A 13304-nucleotide genomic window follows, 5' to 3' on the forward strand; every position below is an offset into this window, starting at 1 on the left:
TACGCCCAGCATGGGCGTCATCTCTACGGTGAAAGTCCGAAATGGGGGCTGGCAGCGCCTACCATTAGCCAAGGGCAAGAGTGTCCGCCGCGAGGCGAAATCTGAAGGAAGCCGGAGGCTTGTCCCAGGCTTCTTTTTCCCGCAGGGTAAGATGCGGTTTAAGCAACGGAAAATGGGGATCGTACCTTCTGCGGTAAAGGTCCGCGAATTCACGGATTTCGGTTGACGGAAAGACGGCAATGCCATAGAACATATCAATCCCACCTTTGCTTACATTATAATGGCTTCCGGTCCATCTATCCAAAAGAAAAATGGAAAATAACAGAAATAGCAGTTCGTCCACACCAGCATTCAAACGTTTACATAATATGATACGGACATCCTATTGGAGAAAAGGAGGCTATTGCCATGAGACGTCAGGTACACAGCAAGGAAGTCAAAGCCGCGGTATATCAGAAGCTGGAAGAACGCGGAGTCACTATTGAAGACATCGCTCTGATCGTCAGGGAAATCCAGCTGTCTTATGATCCCGGCTTAACGCTGCAGACGTGTATAGAGTCCGTTCATGCGGTTTTGCAAAAGCGGGAGCTGCAGCATGCCGTCTTGGTGGGCATTGAGCTGGACGTACTGGCGGAGAAAGGGCTGCTGAGCGAGCCGCTTCTATCCATTATTTTATCCGACGACGGACTGTTCGGCTGTGATGAAACGCTTGCGATTGGCTCGGTGTTCGGCTACGGGAGCATCGCTTTCACCACCTTCGGGCACCTGGATAAGCATAAAGTCGGAATCATCCGGAATCTCGATATCAAAGCGGGCTTTGGCGTTCATACCTTTCTCGACGATCTTGTGGCCAGCATAGCCGCATCCGCTTCCAGCAGGATCGCTCATCATAAGCGTGATGACGATGAACGGGAAATGGTTGTTCATGACCCTGGCACCGATTCGGAAGAGCAGGTCAGCTAACTACATGTCTTGCATCGCGCCTCGTTATACTTGTTATATTTTGGAGAGACTTCCTTAAAATAAGGCAACTTATTTTGGTTAAGCTATTAACAGAACTTTATTTTTCATCTACATCAAGCGGAGTGAGGACAATGAACTGGATTTATTGGGTGAAATTGTACGACAGTAAATTTCAGGCCGGCTGCTTGGCCAAGCGGATGGAAGAAGACTGGTGGATTTACGGTTATGAATGTCCTACGGAGGTAGAGGTGTTTCGATCCAAAAAAGGGCGTTTTGGCGTAAGGTATATGGTATAATTTTATGCTTGACTTCAACGATTTATTTGGTGTATATTTAATTTTGTCGCTGTCGTAAGCGAAACAATAGCGCGGGGTGGAGCAGCCCGGTAGCTCGTCGGGCTCATAACCCGAAGGCCGCAGGTTCAAATCCTGCCCCCGCAACCAAATACACCAGGGCCCTTAGCTCAGTTGGTTAGAGCGGTCGGCTCATAACCGATTGGTCGGGGGTTCGAGTCCCTCAGGGCCCACCAAATATGATCTTGCCGGAGTGGCGGAATTGGCAGACGCACAGGACTTAAAATCCTGCGGTAGGTGACTACCGTACCGGTTCGAGTCCGGTCTTCGGCAGTTCTTACAACGATTTTTATAAAGGGTTTTGCTTGGCAATCGCCAAAGCAAAACCCTTTATTCGTAATTTTTTACTATAGGCGAGTGTTTTTTCATTCCCTCGTTCATATACTTATATAATCACATGAAAGAGGAGGGGTTCCATGCCTTCGATTATTTTGGCACCCATTAAAGTGACCGGTAACGCTGGCGAGCTGGTATTTGGCGATGTCCTGCAAATTACGCCTAAAAGCACATCCAAAGCGAACGCAGGGGCTGGAGGCAGCAATACTGGTGATTTCAGCGCTACGTTTACGCTGATCAGTTTCACGAATACGATCGATCCCGATGTAGCCGATTCGAATAATGCGGGAAACAATTAGGCCGCATATCGTGCCGGCGATGCAGCGTTAGTCCGATGCGCATCTCTCCGTACTGAACGAAAACGGACGGGATGCGCTGATTTGTATTTTACGTAAACCGGATATCGATTTCCTGGTAAGGGTTCTCCGCGCTTTGCTTTCGTATGTGGAGCTGCAGAATGCCGTTTCGATAGACCGCTTTACAGCTTTCGGGAACCACCAGACTGGCCAATCGGATGGTCTGCGTTTTGTTGTCCGGCAGCCCCTCCAGGCGAACTTGGTTCAGGTTCAGCTTAACCCTCAGCTTGCGTGCTTGCGCTTTATCCGGGACATGGACTTTCACAATAACATTGTTGTGAGTATCAAAAATCTCGGTATGAAAATGATGCTTGAGTGAAGGGGAATCCATATTCGGCATCGCTTGCTTCATGACGTTCTTTACATAATTTTCAACCCATGCCATAGGTTCACTCTCCTTCCCCGGGTTCATGGGTCCTGTAAAAGGCAGCTTCCCGCCAAAAAATTGCTCGAAATTTTTCCAATTTATATCGAAGAAATTGTTGTTATTTTTGTTTTCGTCCATGATCATCCACTCTCCTTACTGCTTCAGTATATGAATGTGAAACGCAAAGGATAACCTTGATAACGAAGCAAAACACATACTTTCTGGGATCAGAACATATAATGAATCAAATCCATAACGGGTAAGGTGTTGCTGCCATGCCGGCCATCGTGGGTGCAATTAAGATTGTGAGTGTAGGTACAGGCTCCGTAGTGCACATCGGCGACGCGATCCAATTGGCTCCCAAGACGATAGCCAAAACCTTTGCAGGGGCAGGTTCTTTTAATACCGGCGAAAATGTAAGAACCTACAATGTAGTCAGTTCGACCAATACTTATGATAATGACGTATTCGATTCCAACATTTCCTCGGCGGATAAGGCAGGTGTCGTCTAATTCTATGCAGCTGACCATTCATCAGAATATCGTCATACACCAGCTCAGAATCGGCGCGGTGACGAATTCGTCCGTAGTTCAGATCGGAACAGCCGGAACGATTCGCGCCTTGGCGAATTTGTATAATACGGGAGGGTTTACCGGACCTGCTCCTGAATTGGGAGGGACGTTTGCGGTTCCGTCCGCCGTACCTTTTGTGCCTCTTCCTGCACCTTCCCGTTAACGGAGGAATATTCGATGAATTCATCCTACCCTGAGTCTTACTTTCATCAGTTAAACGAGTATTTGAGGTGGCAAACCGAACGCATCCGGAATTTGGAGGGACGTATCGAACTCATTGAACGAGAACTGGATTCGCTAAAGGGGCAGCGAGGGGTGACTATCGAAAGGATTGAATACAAATTCGACCAATTAAAAGTGGAAACATTGGAAGGCACATTAAATGTAGGCTTGTCCCCGACAGGCTTAGGGGCTCAATCATTGGATGACGCCACGGCAGGAGGGCAGGCCATCGGAACCAATACAGCCCGATCGGAATCCTTTGCCCGCATTCAGAAACAGGTCTATGATTATTTGCGGCGATCCTGCCCTGAGGAGCTGGCCGACCTTGAAGCCATGTATGGGGTGGAGTTCGGTCAGGACTTTTCGGATTTTGTCATCGGAGATTTAAAAGGGCAAGCCGCACAGAGGATCGAGTATTATTTGGATTCGATGGTAGACCCGAAGCAGGCGGTGCTTACGATGGAGCAGGAGCAGATCATTACGGATAAAGTCATTGGAGATATCCGTTTGGCGATGAAGCAGTATGTAATGAAAATGAATCAAGAGGGGGGCGCTGCGAATGATTCTAAAGGTGGAAAATAAGGCGCTTAACGTCGGGAATGTGAAGGTGACCGCTGTTGCCAGTTCGTCCGTTTTTCTCATAGGCGATACGCAGGTCATCTATTTGTCCAGTGTGTTCGATACCCCGCCGGAGTCGCTGATTATCGGGCCTCTCGAACCGCTGCCTCTGGAGGAATGAGCATGGCGCTCCCGGTCAGGACCTCGGTGGTAAACCGGGTCATGATTTATAATATCGGTTATGCTTCCGCCTTGAATGCAGGGGATCTGGGAGACTTCTCGCCGGTAACTCTCGCTTTAGCGGTTCATCGGGAGATTCCTGCGTATCACGGGAAGGAAGGCAATCTCAAAGCGTACCCGATTTTCTCGGCGCCTCTCCCGGTACCGAGACAAGCGCGTGAAGTTCATATGTCCACACATCAGGTTTCAGGTGCTATACATGTCAATAATGTGGAGGTGCTGGCCATTTCCACATCCTCTTTAGTCCAGATTGGATCGATTATATCGATCCGCTCGGAATCCCGAATCAAGCATATCCGGCAGCTGCTCCGCGGCTTACGGCCAAAGTAGACATTTGAGACCCGGGAACGGGTCTTTGTTTTTTGTTTTTGTAATGTTTCAGAACAAGCGGGAAGATGAAACTACCAAACAGCATATGGCCGCGGACTCATAAATGGCGTGAACAGCATCGCCGGTACTCCAGCCTAATGTTGATTTATGATATAATAGATGGGAATAGGATGAATGAAGAGAGGAGCGGAATAACTTGGCAGGCAGAAAGGTAGAACATGTCGGTGTCATGGTAAAGGATATCGATACTTCGGTTCGATTCTATAAAGAAGTGGTCGGATTAGAGTTGAAAGATAAGCTGGATCATTCGAATGGAGTGATCAAGCTTGCTTTCCTCGGCTTCGGACAGGCTGGCGAAACGGAGCTGGAACTGATTCAAGGCTATAACGACGGGCTTCCGCAGGAGGGCAAGGTGCATCACCTTGCATTCACGGTCGATGACATTGAAGAAGAGTGGGCCCGGATTAGCCGGATGGACGTTGAGCTCATCGATCAAGAAATTACGACACTGCCTAACGGTTCAAGATATTTCTTCTTCTACGGACCGGATGGAGAATGGATCGAATTCTTTCAATCCACCCGCTCGAGTTGATGCATGAAGAACGACAACGCTGCCGTTCAAGAGAGAATAAATTGCTTTTTGTGTAAATACTTTTATGTGACATGGGACCCGGGCTTTCCCAGAGGCTGCCGATTCTACGGATTCAAGACGAACGACCTGCCTTCGGCATTGGTAAAGCGATCCTCAGGAAAGCCGTGCATGGCGTTTGAGAAAAAAACTAAAAGCTAGGTGAACAACGTTATGCTGTTCAGCAAGAGTCAAAAAAAACTGATACTGGAGATTCTGCTTAAAGAAAGGCGCCGGTTATTTTCCAAACACAAGGGTGAACTCCTCGATCAAACGATCGATGATTTATCTCAGATGGTACGCAACGAAAATATCAACATAACCGAACCGAAAGATAGCTCCATCGATTGGAGTTCAAGGAATGGGAAACGGAAATAGCAGGTTTCATGTCCATAAGGCATCCCGTAAGGGGCGCCTTATTTTGTAAACCAACGGATGACCATCATGCCGAGCGATAAGACGACACTGATCACAATACACGTAACTATCGGAAAATAAAATTTTACATTCTCTTTCTCCACGACAATGTCGCCCGGAAGCCGGCCAAGATTCAAAAATTTTCCGCCTACGGACCACAGGAGTCCGACGACGATCATAACCACTCCGCCCCAGATCAACAGCTTGGGAATCGAATCCATACTTGCCGCTCCTTATTTTGTAATCAGCTTTAACTGCACCGCTTGTTCTTCTGTTAAAATGAACTCTTCATTAGGCAAAAAATCCTCATCCTTGTCTCTGCCGAAAAGCTTGAGCAGTTCAATCCATACTCCCTTTTCCATCGCCTCGGATGCAGAAATCACAATTTTCATAGAAATTGCCTCCTGTAAGGGTTATATGCTTTATTTTACACGAAAAGGGTTGTTGAAAACACCACTTTTTTGGATGCGGAACCTTCGTCGGATGTCTCCCGTCTACTCTATTAGGAACGTACTGGCGCTTGAAAAGAAGAGGAAAACGATATGAAAAGACAGATGTATAAAATGTTCATATATCTATTGCCCTTGCTATGGTTAGGGATGTCCTATGTAAAGCCATCCTTGGCCTGTGCATGTGCCGGGGAGGATCCGCAGCCAACCCTTTCCGACTGGCTGTATGTATCGGCAGGCGTTGTATGCTTTGCCGGGCTGGTGATCTTGACTATCGTACTAACCGTACGGGTATGGATGAATCACAATACAAAAGACGGGAAAGCTCCCGTCAACGAATGAGTGCTTGCCTGGCTTAGGCTGTCACTGATTTTTGCAATTCCTCCGGTTCGGGGACAGCCTTGCATATTCCGGCGCTGTACATAGTAGAATTAATGTAATGAAAGCCGGTCTTAAAAATTATTTCATTCTTTGTTGACAAGGGAGGATGCACCTTATTACATGCAATGCAATAGTACATAAATGATCTCCTTTCGCGTCGATGTGACAATTATAGACATATTATATGCCCAAAATTGTGATTTAAGACACATTTTTTTTATAGATTTTTCTAAATTTTTTTCATATTTAAATGGAACGATAGAAAGGCGAGCGGAAGAAAAAAAGTGCTGTCTAAAAAGTGTTGACTTTTACTCATGAGATTGGTATTATATACGCAGAAATAATATTTGATGTTATGACTTGTTAGCTCAGCTGGGAGAGCACCATCTTGACAGGGTGGGGGTCAGTGGTTCGAGCCCACTACAGGTCATACAGAAAAAGTCCTTGTATTTCAAGGGCTTTTTATTTTGTGATAATTTATAATGTGGTTTCATAGAGGAGCTACTTGGATAATTGGTTAAATAACCCGAATCCAGAGCTACGGCTTCGACTTTAAAGCCGAAACGCTTTACCTGTCGGTCCAATCGTTCAACGTAAGCAGTGCATGTACATCCGTAATGATGTTGTAGTTCATATCGACGGTACGATGGTCTAAATAATAAAATCCTTCGGGCTTTCCTTCTCTAACCATATAGCCACTTTCGGGATCTGTCTTGCTCACTTTAATTTCCTTATGCTCGATCACTTCCTCTCTTGGTTTTAGAGCTTTTTCCATGATTCTTGCGATCCTCCTCCACCGCGTCGTTGAGTTCCTCTATGTAATCCTTCGTGTTTTGCAGCACCTGTTGTTTCGTGAACTTGTGTTTGTTGGCGTTGGCTTTAATATGCGTGGAGTCTGAGATGAGAACCCTACCTCCGACCATTCGATGTTGAACGGCTTGAAGGACGATTTCATCGAACACCTCTTGGAAGATCGCTGTATCCTTGAACCGTTTGCGTCGGTTCCAACTAATGGTTGTGTGGTCTGGAACGCGATCTGTTGTAACCGTCAAGACCTTTTGAACAATTTTCGCTAATTAGTTTTGAACACTACCAAGAAACCAACGATACGCTTGGTTTGAATATCTTGTTCTAAGCGCCGCTCCGAACGATTGCCGTAAAAGTAGCCGAGAAAGATCATCTTAAAGAGGATCACAGGAACAATGGCCGGTCTCCCGTTATCTTCGCAGTACAGAGGCTTTACTTTTTCTCTAATGAATTCAAAGCTGATGTATTTGTCGATCTTGCGAAGCATGTGATCTTGAGGAACGAGATCTTCGATAGATACAAATTCATAGGATTTTGTTTACCGTTATTAGAACGAAGCATGCTCTTCACCGTCTAGTTCATGTGTTACCTATATTAAATTTTTTTAGTATAAAGAAAGCTATCGAGACTTTCTCGACAGCCTGAAAATGAGGAATCAAGTTTTTTTGCTTTTTATGTACTTTTCATAAGACGTCCAAATGGCAATTGGTGCCGAAAAGAACATTTCCCGAATGCGTCCGCAGTTTCCTTCTGCATGTACGGTGTAATGTGAGCATACCAGTCCAACATCTTCACGCTTGACCATCCATACGCTCAGCTATCCGTTTATGGTTTTCTCTCATCTTTAGCGACATAACAACATGTCTACCCTCACGCTTGTTGATGAAGAAATTCGGTAATAAATTGATAATAATTTGATCATAATTAGATAACAAATTGATATAAAATTTTCAACTCGGTGTTAAAATGGATTGAGAATCTCTAGATGTAATATGACAAGGGGGATTTTCAATTGGCTCGGAGCAGCGTTATGACTAAGATAAAAGAGTGGTTTGTAGAATGGTTTATAGGTAAGAAACCTGACACCGACAAGGAAAACATGATAATTTGTAAAGCTTGCGGCGGTACTGGCGCATTAGACGTTTTTATTAATTGCGATGAATGTGAAGGAAAGGGTTATACCTTGATGACACGGCAACAGTGATGGATTTCACCATTGGGAGATTTATAGGGATATTATTAAGACTCAACCCCGAGCCGATCCGGGGTATTTTTTATGCCCGGAAAAAGGGCGAAGAGTGGTCTTCTGCAAAGATTCGTACAAACGGTGTCTAGTCTATAACCATGAAAGGAAAAAATTAGTGGAAAATCGACGCGGATTCCTATAAAATTTACTTTATATAGATAATCATAGGTTGAGGCGGTGGGAGTATGCCAGCTATCGGAAGTATTTACCCTAAAAAAGAAAATATCTTTAGCAGTAAAAAATCCCTAAAATCATTGCCAGTGTTGATTGTCAGGCTAATGAAGGGATTTTTATTTAGGAAAAAAACGGAACAATGCGGTGAATTTCTGCGTGTAGCGGGGAAAGTAAAAGTATCGGCAAGGAAAAATTCTAAGCTGATTTTAGGTGATAATGTACTGCTATACCATAATGTAGGTTTTTACCTAGATACCGACCACGCCGTTATTTCAATTGGGGACCGTACTTATATTAATCGCAGAACAGAAATTATGTGTAAGGACAATGTTACAATAGGTAGCGATTGTGCGATTTCGTGGGATGTTACTATAATGGACACGGATTATCATTCAATTGAAGGGAATAGTGATACAGCGTCTGTAACTATTGGAAATAAGGTTTGGATTGGATGTAAAGCAACCATCTTAAAGGGAGTAACTATTGGTGACGGGGCGGTTATTGCAGCCGGAGCACTGGTTACAAGAGATGTTCCTCCAAATTCCGTTGTAGCTGGAGTTCCTGCGAAAGTAGTCAAAAGCAATATACACTGGTTGTAAGACTACTTAATGATCCACACGAAACCCGTGTGCAATCTTTAACTAATAAAGTCCATAGGCTTACTAATAAGAACACCTGCTCGGAGTTAACGGGCGAGTGTTCTTATTTTTTTCGGAGGTGCAGCGGTGGTTGCAAGATCATACCTCTTACGTCGGATGCAAACCAAAGTTTCACTTGCACACATCCGACTAGGGCGTGCGTATTGCCCGTATGAGGTTAATGTTCAATAAGTCCTGCCGAATTTTGTAAATATTCATATGAAAATATACCCATTTTTGTGAAAAGTGTGATATGATTGATTCGTAAGTAGGATACAAAATGTACCATATATAAAATAAAACAGATACATAATGTACCAGGGAGTGAATCGTTTTGTTGGTGCCTAATAAAACCTTAACGCTAGTCGCATTCTTATTCGTCACGGTGGTATGTCTTATCCCGGACAGCAAAGCAACCGTGTTCTATCAAGTATCTACTCCGATTGGAACGTTCTCGCCGGATAAGGTATTGGTGTTATGTGCGATGTATCTTTCGTTCATTTGTTTGATGATCTCTCGGGCAAAAACAATGGCGTTGTCTAAATTCCCGGTGTTGATCATGTCGGCTTACCTTTTCTGTATCTTATTTTCGTCCTATCTATCCGTCGTGATGGGGGAAGGATATTTCCGAATCAATTCCCTCGTGTTTATGCTAATCATGAATTTTGGTGTGTTTTTTGCAGTGTATTTGCTCACCACAAATTATGAGTCTTTTAAGAACAAAATGATAAAAATTGTCATTTTTCTGAGTACGTTCAATGCCATCTTGGCAATTTCGCAGTTTATCACCCGGCAACCGTTGTTGATCGAAGAATATCTATTGCGTGAAAGGGGCTTTTTTGCTGCGGGAGACCGAGTCACCCGTTCGTTTGGCTTTCAAGGGGAACCATTGGCACTTGGAACGGTCTGCATGGTTGGGCTCATTATGGCGCTCGGGATGATTGTTGAGCTACGGCGGAGTGGGAAGGGGGCAAAATGGTATATTATCAGTGCCCTCATCCTCTCTTTTGGGCTATTGACCAGTTTCTCGCGCGGAAACATTTTCGCCACGACCATTGTGCTCGTACTATTTTTGATAGCTTACAAGATTAAAATTAGCTTTAAACTGATATTTAGATTTGGCCTCTTGTGTGTTGCGATATTCGCCGTACTGTATCAAACCGGGATATGGCAATCTTTCGTTACCCGTATCGCTCGAACGGATGATGAGTCTTATAGCCATCGTTTCAGTGTGATTTCTAATATTTGGGACGCTTTTCACGAATTCGGTGCCATCATGCTCTTTGGTCTATCCCCTGGTGCGGGTGTAAGTATTCGTCATATTACAGGAGTGCTCGACAATAATTTCATCAAAATATTGTATGAGTCCGGCATGATTGGGTTCGTTCTTTTTCTATCAGTCATTCTGATTTTGTTATTCAAAACAAAAGCAACACTGTTAAAACTCTGTTTGGTGGCCTTATTGTTGAACATGAACACCTACGAATTGACCGCGTACAGCAGTATTGGAACGCTGTTTTTTATAATACTCGCTCTGCTTTCTGCTGATTATGTACCAAGGATGAAACGAAGTCGTTCCTCCTCCGTGCCAAAGATAGCGAGTAAGGATATGCACTCAAGCCATTCGGCATAGCAAGGACTACAGAGGATTTCAAATCGTTCTTCACCTAAGCCAAGTACAACATGTCAACCCTCTAACGCATGGTTAACCATGCTCCGATCTACCCCGTCATCTGCCGTAAACCCTGGGATTTTATATGAATGATAAGAGGACGGCCATCTTATAGGTCTTTTAAATATGACAAAAGTCCTTAAATTATCCGATTAATCGACATGAAAAGAAAAATATGGTACTATAGAATCAATGATTAATGAGATTGAAGGTGGAACGATGGGACTATTTATTTGGGATGTTATAGGGATCATCTTGTTTATTGGTGTCATCGGATTATGTATCAAACAGCTCACCATGACAAAATAGGGAGCTTATGCAGAAAGGCATGAGAAACATTTAAGCTGCTTTAAGGGCAGAGACAAATCGATGGATAAAAGATCAATTTCGAATTTTGATCATAACTCGGCGAATAGGGTAAAAAAAGTTCAACCGCTCAATCATCATTTCGTTGAGGCGGTTGAACTTTTTTCATTTAAATCTCAATTTCTCCGGTTGTCCGTAACAAAGAAAGGGTGAGTTCGTCACCTTCCTGCTCCAAATCTATTTTGCTGATGTTATCGTGTGTCTTCGTAATGAGGTCCGGATGTCCATCTGTCTCTTTGTCCGTTTTATCATTCGCAAGATTTTGCGCTCCTTTGAGGACATCCGGACTGGGTCTTGTCCACGGAGTGACGTATGGTTTGCCTGACTTGGATACACGCGGGTGAAAAGCGTTTGGGTCGACACCGGGAATGTCATTACAGACCCCTTCAAGATGTTATAAGGCTGACCAACAATAACGGGAACAGGAGGGAAAAAGATGAAAAGAAAACGGATGCAGCGATGGGGTGTCCTTGTGCTGGCTGCAGTACTTCTTGTGATCGCGGCGTGCGGAAGCAGCGGTACGCCGGGTGCGCAGCCTGCCGGCGCTTCTTCCAACGATGCGGTGCCGCTTGTAGTCAAGATTACTTCCTGTACGAGCCATGATCCGATTACTTACAGCATGGAGCAATTTAAACAAAAACATGAAGCGAAAATGGATGGCCGATTCAAGGTGGAGGTTTATCCATCCTGCCAGCTGGGCAGCAGTGATCAGATGGTGCAGCAAGTGATCGCGGGCAACGTGCACATTTTTGTTACGCCTACCGCATTTTTATCCGGCATAGAGCCGTTAATGACGGTGATCGACCTGCCTTATCTCTTTCCTGATGTTCGAGCGGCAACGGAATATTTGAATGCGGAAGGGAAGCGGGCTTTGGAAGACAAATTAAATGCAAAGGGAATTTCGGCTCCCCCTGAATTCCATAAAGAGCTCGTTGAGGCGTCGGAACAGGTTTATACCAAATTATACGCCAGAGTTCCGGACTCCAAAGAATGGATTGATCACATTAAAGAACATTTTGCCAAATAAGAATGGAAAAGAAGGACCGCCTGCCTGGGAACATGAGGAGGTGGTTCTTCCGCTTGTAGGTTGTAAAATATACCAGACGGGCGGTCTTGTCCGCCAAGCTCCGGTTAAGCAGGTTGGCAAGGAATGTGGTACAATGGAAGCCGGCAAGTTAAGCTTGCGGGCCTTTGCTGTTTCATGCCGTCATTTTTCATGCATAAATTATTTTCCTTGGTAAACACTTACCGGAAAAACATTGAAAAAAAGGCGGTTATGGCGATGGTATCCAAGAAAGCGCGACAGGTTGTTTACATACTTTTTATTGTGACAATATTTATTACGGGAGGTTGTACGAACAGGCAAACCGAGCATATCGGACTTCAAGAGCCTACGCCAACCGGCCATACGGCTACCATGTATGTAGCCAACGTATCGACCTTGTCCAATGTCCCGGTATACAGGGAAAGCGGCGGGCTGGTCTGGGTGCCGCTGGAGGAAACGGCGAAATCGATGAATTATGATCTGCATTACGCCAACGGTTGTTTCGCCATGGGCGGCACGGATGCGGCTTATTCCGTCAACATGAACCAAACCCGGGCCATGGCAGGTGATATGCCCGTCGAACTGCCGCAGGCCCCCAAATATATTGATCATAAACCGCATCTAACTACACAGGCGTTGTCCGCGCTGTTCGGAGTCCCGGTGAACTGGAACGGGGAACGGTCGCAGGTTATTTTCTCCCCGATCGATGATCGACGGCTGTCCGACCGGCAAAACACATTCCCATTGGAGCAATCTGAAACGGAAACCCTACGAGCAGCAGGAATCTCGGTGAACAAAAATGACTTGATCCGCTTTGCCGAAGGGTTGGTAGGAACGCCCTATCAATTTGCTGCCGGACCTTACGAAAGTACACATACATTCGATTGCTCTTCCTTCGTCCAGTATGTGTACGGCCACTTCGGAATCAAGCTTCCCAGGTCTTCACGTGCTCAGGCGGAGGTTGGTCAAAGCGTATCCGTAAATCAGCTGCAGCCCGGGGATCTCCTGTTCTTTTATACCCCTGGCCGGTTTGCCAGCAACCAAACGGTAGGTCATGTGGGAATCTATGCGGGTAACGGACAAATCATTCATACCTACGGCGATCCGGGGGTTACGTTAACGGAATTTGATACATACTGGAGAAATCGTTTTTTGTTTGCCAAGCGTGTTGTTTAACTAGATTA

General features: G+C 45.2%; 20 protein-coding genes, 4 tRNA genes and 1 pseudogene. 19 read left to right on the forward strand and 6 right to left on the reverse strand.

Features of this window, described 5'->3' with window-relative positions:
* Positions 1 to 64: 64 nt before the first annotated feature.
* Positions 65 to 253, reverse strand: a complete 189-nt coding sequence (locus IJ22_RS25965; protein WP_145862499.1) for a hypothetical protein — start codon at positions 251 to 253, stop codon at positions 65 to 67.
* 155 nt (positions 254 to 408) lie between these two features.
* On the opposite strand from IJ22_RS25965, the gene IJ22_RS05180 reads away from it, so the two are divergent.
* The 6 genes from IJ22_RS05180 to IJ22_RS05200 all read left to right on the forward strand — a co-directional run bounded on the left by IJ22_RS05180 (position 409) and on the right by IJ22_RS05200 (position 1951).
* Positions 409 to 963: a phosphatidylglycerophosphatase A gene (locus IJ22_RS05180; protein ID WP_062407750.1), complete on the forward strand. Its 555-nt coding sequence runs from the start codon at positions 409 to 411 to the stop codon at positions 961 to 963.
* A 131-nt stretch (positions 964 to 1094) separates the two neighbouring features.
* Complete coding sequence (locus IJ22_RS26505; RefSeq protein ID WP_201023594.1) at positions 1095 to 1259, forward strand: hypothetical protein; 165 nt, start codon at positions 1095 to 1097, stop codon at positions 1257 to 1259.
* 70 nt (positions 1260 to 1329) lie between these two features.
* Positions 1330 to 1406, forward strand: a tRNA-Met gene (locus IJ22_RS05185).
* A 9-nt stretch (positions 1407 to 1415) separates the two neighbouring features.
* Positions 1416 to 1492 (forward strand) — tRNA-Ile (locus IJ22_RS05190).
* 11 nt (positions 1493 to 1503) lie between these two features.
* A tRNA-Leu gene (locus IJ22_RS05195) sits at positions 1504 to 1589 on the forward strand.
* Positions 1590 to 1732: 143 nt separating this feature from the next.
* Positions 1733 to 1951, forward strand: coding sequence for a spore germination protein (locus IJ22_RS05200; protein ID WP_062407752.1), 219 nt, complete (start codon positions 1733 to 1735; stop codon positions 1949 to 1951).
* Between the two features lie 88 nt (positions 1952 to 2039).
* Here IJ22_RS05200 and IJ22_RS05205 read toward each other — a convergent pair whose 3' ends face one another.
* Positions 2040 to 2513, reverse strand: coding sequence for an Hsp20/alpha crystallin family protein (locus tag IJ22_RS05205; protein ID WP_062407754.1), 474 nt, complete (start codon positions 2511 to 2513; stop codon positions 2040 to 2042).
* Positions 2514 to 2650: 137 nt separating this feature from the next.
* Here IJ22_RS05205 and IJ22_RS05210 point away from each other — a divergent pair, with 137 nt between their 5' ends.
* From IJ22_RS05210 to IJ22_RS05235, 6 genes are all read left to right on the forward strand, one after another.
* Positions 2651 to 2887, forward strand: a complete 237-nt coding sequence (locus tag IJ22_RS05210; protein WP_054820064.1) for a spore germination protein — start codon at positions 2651 to 2653, stop codon at positions 2885 to 2887.
* Positions 2888 to 2891: 4 nt separating this feature from the next.
* A complete protein-coding gene (locus IJ22_RS05215; RefSeq protein WP_062407756.1) occupies positions 2892 to 3110 on the forward strand; it encodes a spore germination protein GerPB in 219 nt (72 codons plus the stop codon).
* Positions 3111 to 3124: 14 nt separating this feature from the next.
* The gene (gene gerPC, locus IJ22_RS05220) at positions 3125 to 3751 is read left to right on the forward strand and encodes a spore germination protein GerPC (protein WP_062407758.1); all 627 of its coding nucleotides are present in this window, start codon (positions 3125 to 3127) and stop codon (positions 3749 to 3751) included.
* Complete coding sequence (locus IJ22_RS05225) at positions 3729 to 3908, forward strand: hypothetical protein (protein WP_054820062.1); 180 nt, start codon at positions 3729 to 3731, stop codon at positions 3906 to 3908. The genes gerPC and IJ22_RS05225 overlap by 23 nt, the downstream gene beginning before the upstream one ends.
* A gap of 2 nt (positions 3909 to 3910) precedes the next feature.
* The gene (locus IJ22_RS05230) at positions 3911 to 4297 is read left to right on the forward strand and encodes a spore germination protein GerPE (protein WP_054820061.1); all 387 of its coding nucleotides are present in this window, start codon (positions 3911 to 3913) and stop codon (positions 4295 to 4297) included.
* A 196-nt stretch (positions 4298 to 4493) separates the two neighbouring features.
* Positions 4494 to 4889 carry a VOC family protein gene (locus tag IJ22_RS05235; RefSeq protein WP_054820060.1) on the forward strand — a complete coding sequence of 132 codons (396 nt, stop codon included), beginning with the start codon at positions 4494 to 4496 and terminating at the stop codon, positions 4887 to 4889.
* 452 nt (positions 4890 to 5341) lie between these two features.
* Here the strand turns inward: IJ22_RS05235 and IJ22_RS05245 are convergent, their stop codons facing one another.
* Positions 5342 to 5563: a DUF2905 domain-containing protein gene (locus tag IJ22_RS05245; protein ID WP_054820058.1), complete on the reverse strand. Its 222-nt coding sequence runs from the start codon at positions 5561 to 5563 to the stop codon at positions 5342 to 5344.
* A gap of 12 nt (positions 5564 to 5575) precedes the next feature.
* Positions 5576 to 5734 carry a hypothetical protein gene (locus IJ22_RS26510; RefSeq protein WP_171006050.1) on the reverse strand — a complete coding sequence of 53 codons (159 nt, stop codon included), beginning with the start codon at positions 5732 to 5734 and terminating at the stop codon, positions 5576 to 5578.
* A gap of 150 nt (positions 5735 to 5884) precedes the next feature.
* Here IJ22_RS26510 and IJ22_RS05250 point away from each other — a divergent pair, with 150 nt between their 5' ends.
* On the forward strand, positions 5885 to 6133 hold the full coding sequence (locus IJ22_RS05250) for a hypothetical protein (RefSeq protein WP_054820057.1): 249 nt from the start codon (positions 5885 to 5887) through the stop codon (positions 6131 to 6133).
* A 13-nt stretch (positions 6134 to 6146) separates the two neighbouring features.
* On the opposite strand, the gene IJ22_RS27140 is transcribed toward IJ22_RS05250, so the two are convergent.
* Positions 6147 to 6311, reverse strand: a complete 165-nt coding sequence (locus IJ22_RS27140; protein WP_137671281.1) for a DUF3973 domain-containing protein — start codon at positions 6309 to 6311, stop codon at positions 6147 to 6149.
* A 218-nt stretch (positions 6312 to 6529) separates the two neighbouring features.
* Here IJ22_RS27140 and IJ22_RS05255 point away from each other — a divergent pair.
* A tRNA-Val gene (locus tag IJ22_RS05255) sits at positions 6530 to 6602 on the forward strand.
* An 82-nt stretch (positions 6603 to 6684) separates the two neighbouring features.
* Here the strand turns inward: IJ22_RS05255 and IJ22_RS25620 are convergent.
* A pseudogene (locus tag IJ22_RS25620) lies at positions 6685 to 7493 on the reverse strand (transposase); the annotation flags it as partial.
* Between the two features lie 516 nt (positions 7494 to 8009).
* Here IJ22_RS25620 and IJ22_RS26245 point away from each other — a divergent pair.
* From IJ22_RS26245 to IJ22_RS05290, 5 genes are all read left to right on the forward strand, one after another.
* Positions 8010 to 8183 (forward strand): hypothetical protein, encoded by a 174-nt coding sequence (locus tag IJ22_RS26245; RefSeq protein ID WP_160327346.1) that lies wholly within the window; start codon positions 8010 to 8012, stop codon positions 8181 to 8183.
* A gap of 227 nt (positions 8184 to 8410) precedes the next feature.
* Positions 8411 to 8998 carry an acyltransferase gene (locus IJ22_RS05275; RefSeq protein WP_235594257.1) on the forward strand — a complete coding sequence of 196 codons (588 nt, stop codon included), beginning with the start codon at positions 8411 to 8413 and terminating at the stop codon, positions 8996 to 8998.
* A gap of 379 nt (positions 8999 to 9377) precedes the next feature.
* Complete coding sequence (locus IJ22_RS05280; RefSeq protein WP_335338489.1) at positions 9378 to 10670, forward strand: O-antigen ligase family protein; 1293 nt, start codon at positions 9378 to 9380, stop codon at positions 10668 to 10670.
* 841 nt (positions 10671 to 11511) lie between these two features.
* Positions 11512 to 12102 carry a TRAP transporter substrate-binding protein DctP gene (gene dctP / locus IJ22_RS05285; RefSeq protein ID WP_054820049.1) on the forward strand — a complete coding sequence of 197 codons (591 nt, stop codon included), beginning with the start codon at positions 11512 to 11514 and terminating at the stop codon, positions 12100 to 12102.
* A 255-nt stretch (positions 12103 to 12357) separates the two neighbouring features.
* Entirely contained in the window at positions 12358 to 13296 is a 939-nt protein-coding gene (locus IJ22_RS05290; RefSeq protein WP_160327347.1) for a C40 family peptidase, read from the forward strand.
* Positions 13297 to 13304 lie beyond the last annotated feature (8 nt).

Source organism: Paenibacillus naphthalenovorans (assembly GCF_001465255.1).
GTDB lineage: Bacteria > Bacillota > Bacilli > Paenibacillales > NBRC-103111 > Paenibacillus_G > Paenibacillus_G naphthalenovorans.

Coding starts and splice junctions, on each gene's coding strand:
- IJ22_RS05245 (WP_054820058.1), bottom strand. CDS start 5,563: ATGGATTCGATTCCCAAGCTGTTGATCTGGGGCGGAGTGGTTATGATC.
- gerPC (WP_062407758.1), top strand. CDS start 3,125: ATGAATTCATCCTACCCTGAGTCTTACTTTCATCAGTTAAACGAGTAT.
- IJ22_RS05290 (WP_160327347.1), top strand. CDS start 12,358: ATGGTATCCAAGAAAGCGCGACAGGTTGTTTACATACTTTTTATTGTG.
- IJ22_RS26510 (WP_171006050.1), bottom strand. CDS start 5,734: ATGAAAATTGTGATTTCTGCATCCGAGGCGATGGAAAAGGGAGTATGG.
- IJ22_RS25965 (WP_145862499.1), bottom strand. CDS start 253: ATGTTCTATGGCATTGCCGTCTTTCCGTCAACCGAAATCCGTGAATTC.
- dctP (WP_054820049.1), top strand. CDS start 11,512: ATGAAAAGAAAACGGATGCAGCGATGGGGTGTCCTTGTGCTGGCTGCA.
- IJ22_RS05180 (WP_062407750.1), top strand. CDS start 409: ATGAGACGTCAGGTACACAGCAAGGAAGTCAAAGCCGCGGTATATCAG.
- IJ22_RS05205 (WP_062407754.1), bottom strand. CDS start 2,513: ATGGACGAAAACAAAAATAACAACAATTTCTTCGATATAAATTGGAAA.
- IJ22_RS05250 (WP_054820057.1), top strand. CDS start 5,885: ATGAAAAGACAGATGTATAAAATGTTCATATATCTATTGCCCTTGCTA.
- IJ22_RS27140 (WP_137671281.1), bottom strand. CDS start 6,311: ATGTACTATTGCATTGCATGTAATAAGGTGCATCCTCCCTTGTCAACA.
- IJ22_RS05210 (WP_054820064.1), top strand. CDS start 2,651: ATGCCGGCCATCGTGGGTGCAATTAAGATTGTGAGTGTAGGTACAGGC.
- IJ22_RS26245 (WP_160327346.1), top strand. CDS start 8,010: ATGACTAAGATAAAAGAGTGGTTTGTAGAATGGTTTATAGGTAAGAAA.
- IJ22_RS05225 (WP_054820062.1), top strand. CDS start 3,729: ATGATTCTAAAGGTGGAAAATAAGGCGCTTAACGTCGGGAATGTGAAG.
- IJ22_RS26505 (WP_201023594.1), top strand. CDS start 1,095: ATGAACTGGATTTATTGGGTGAAATTGTACGACAGTAAATTTCAGGCC.
- IJ22_RS05215 (WP_062407756.1), top strand. CDS start 2,892: ATGCAGCTGACCATTCATCAGAATATCGTCATACACCAGCTCAGAATC.
- IJ22_RS05275 (WP_235594257.1), top strand. CDS start 8,411: ATGCCAGCTATCGGAAGTATTTACCCTAAAAAAGAAAATATCTTTAGC.
- IJ22_RS05200 (WP_062407752.1), top strand. CDS start 1,733: ATGCCTTCGATTATTTTGGCACCCATTAAAGTGACCGGTAACGCTGGC.
- IJ22_RS05230 (WP_054820061.1), top strand. CDS start 3,911: ATGGCGCTCCCGGTCAGGACCTCGGTGGTAAACCGGGTCATGATTTAT.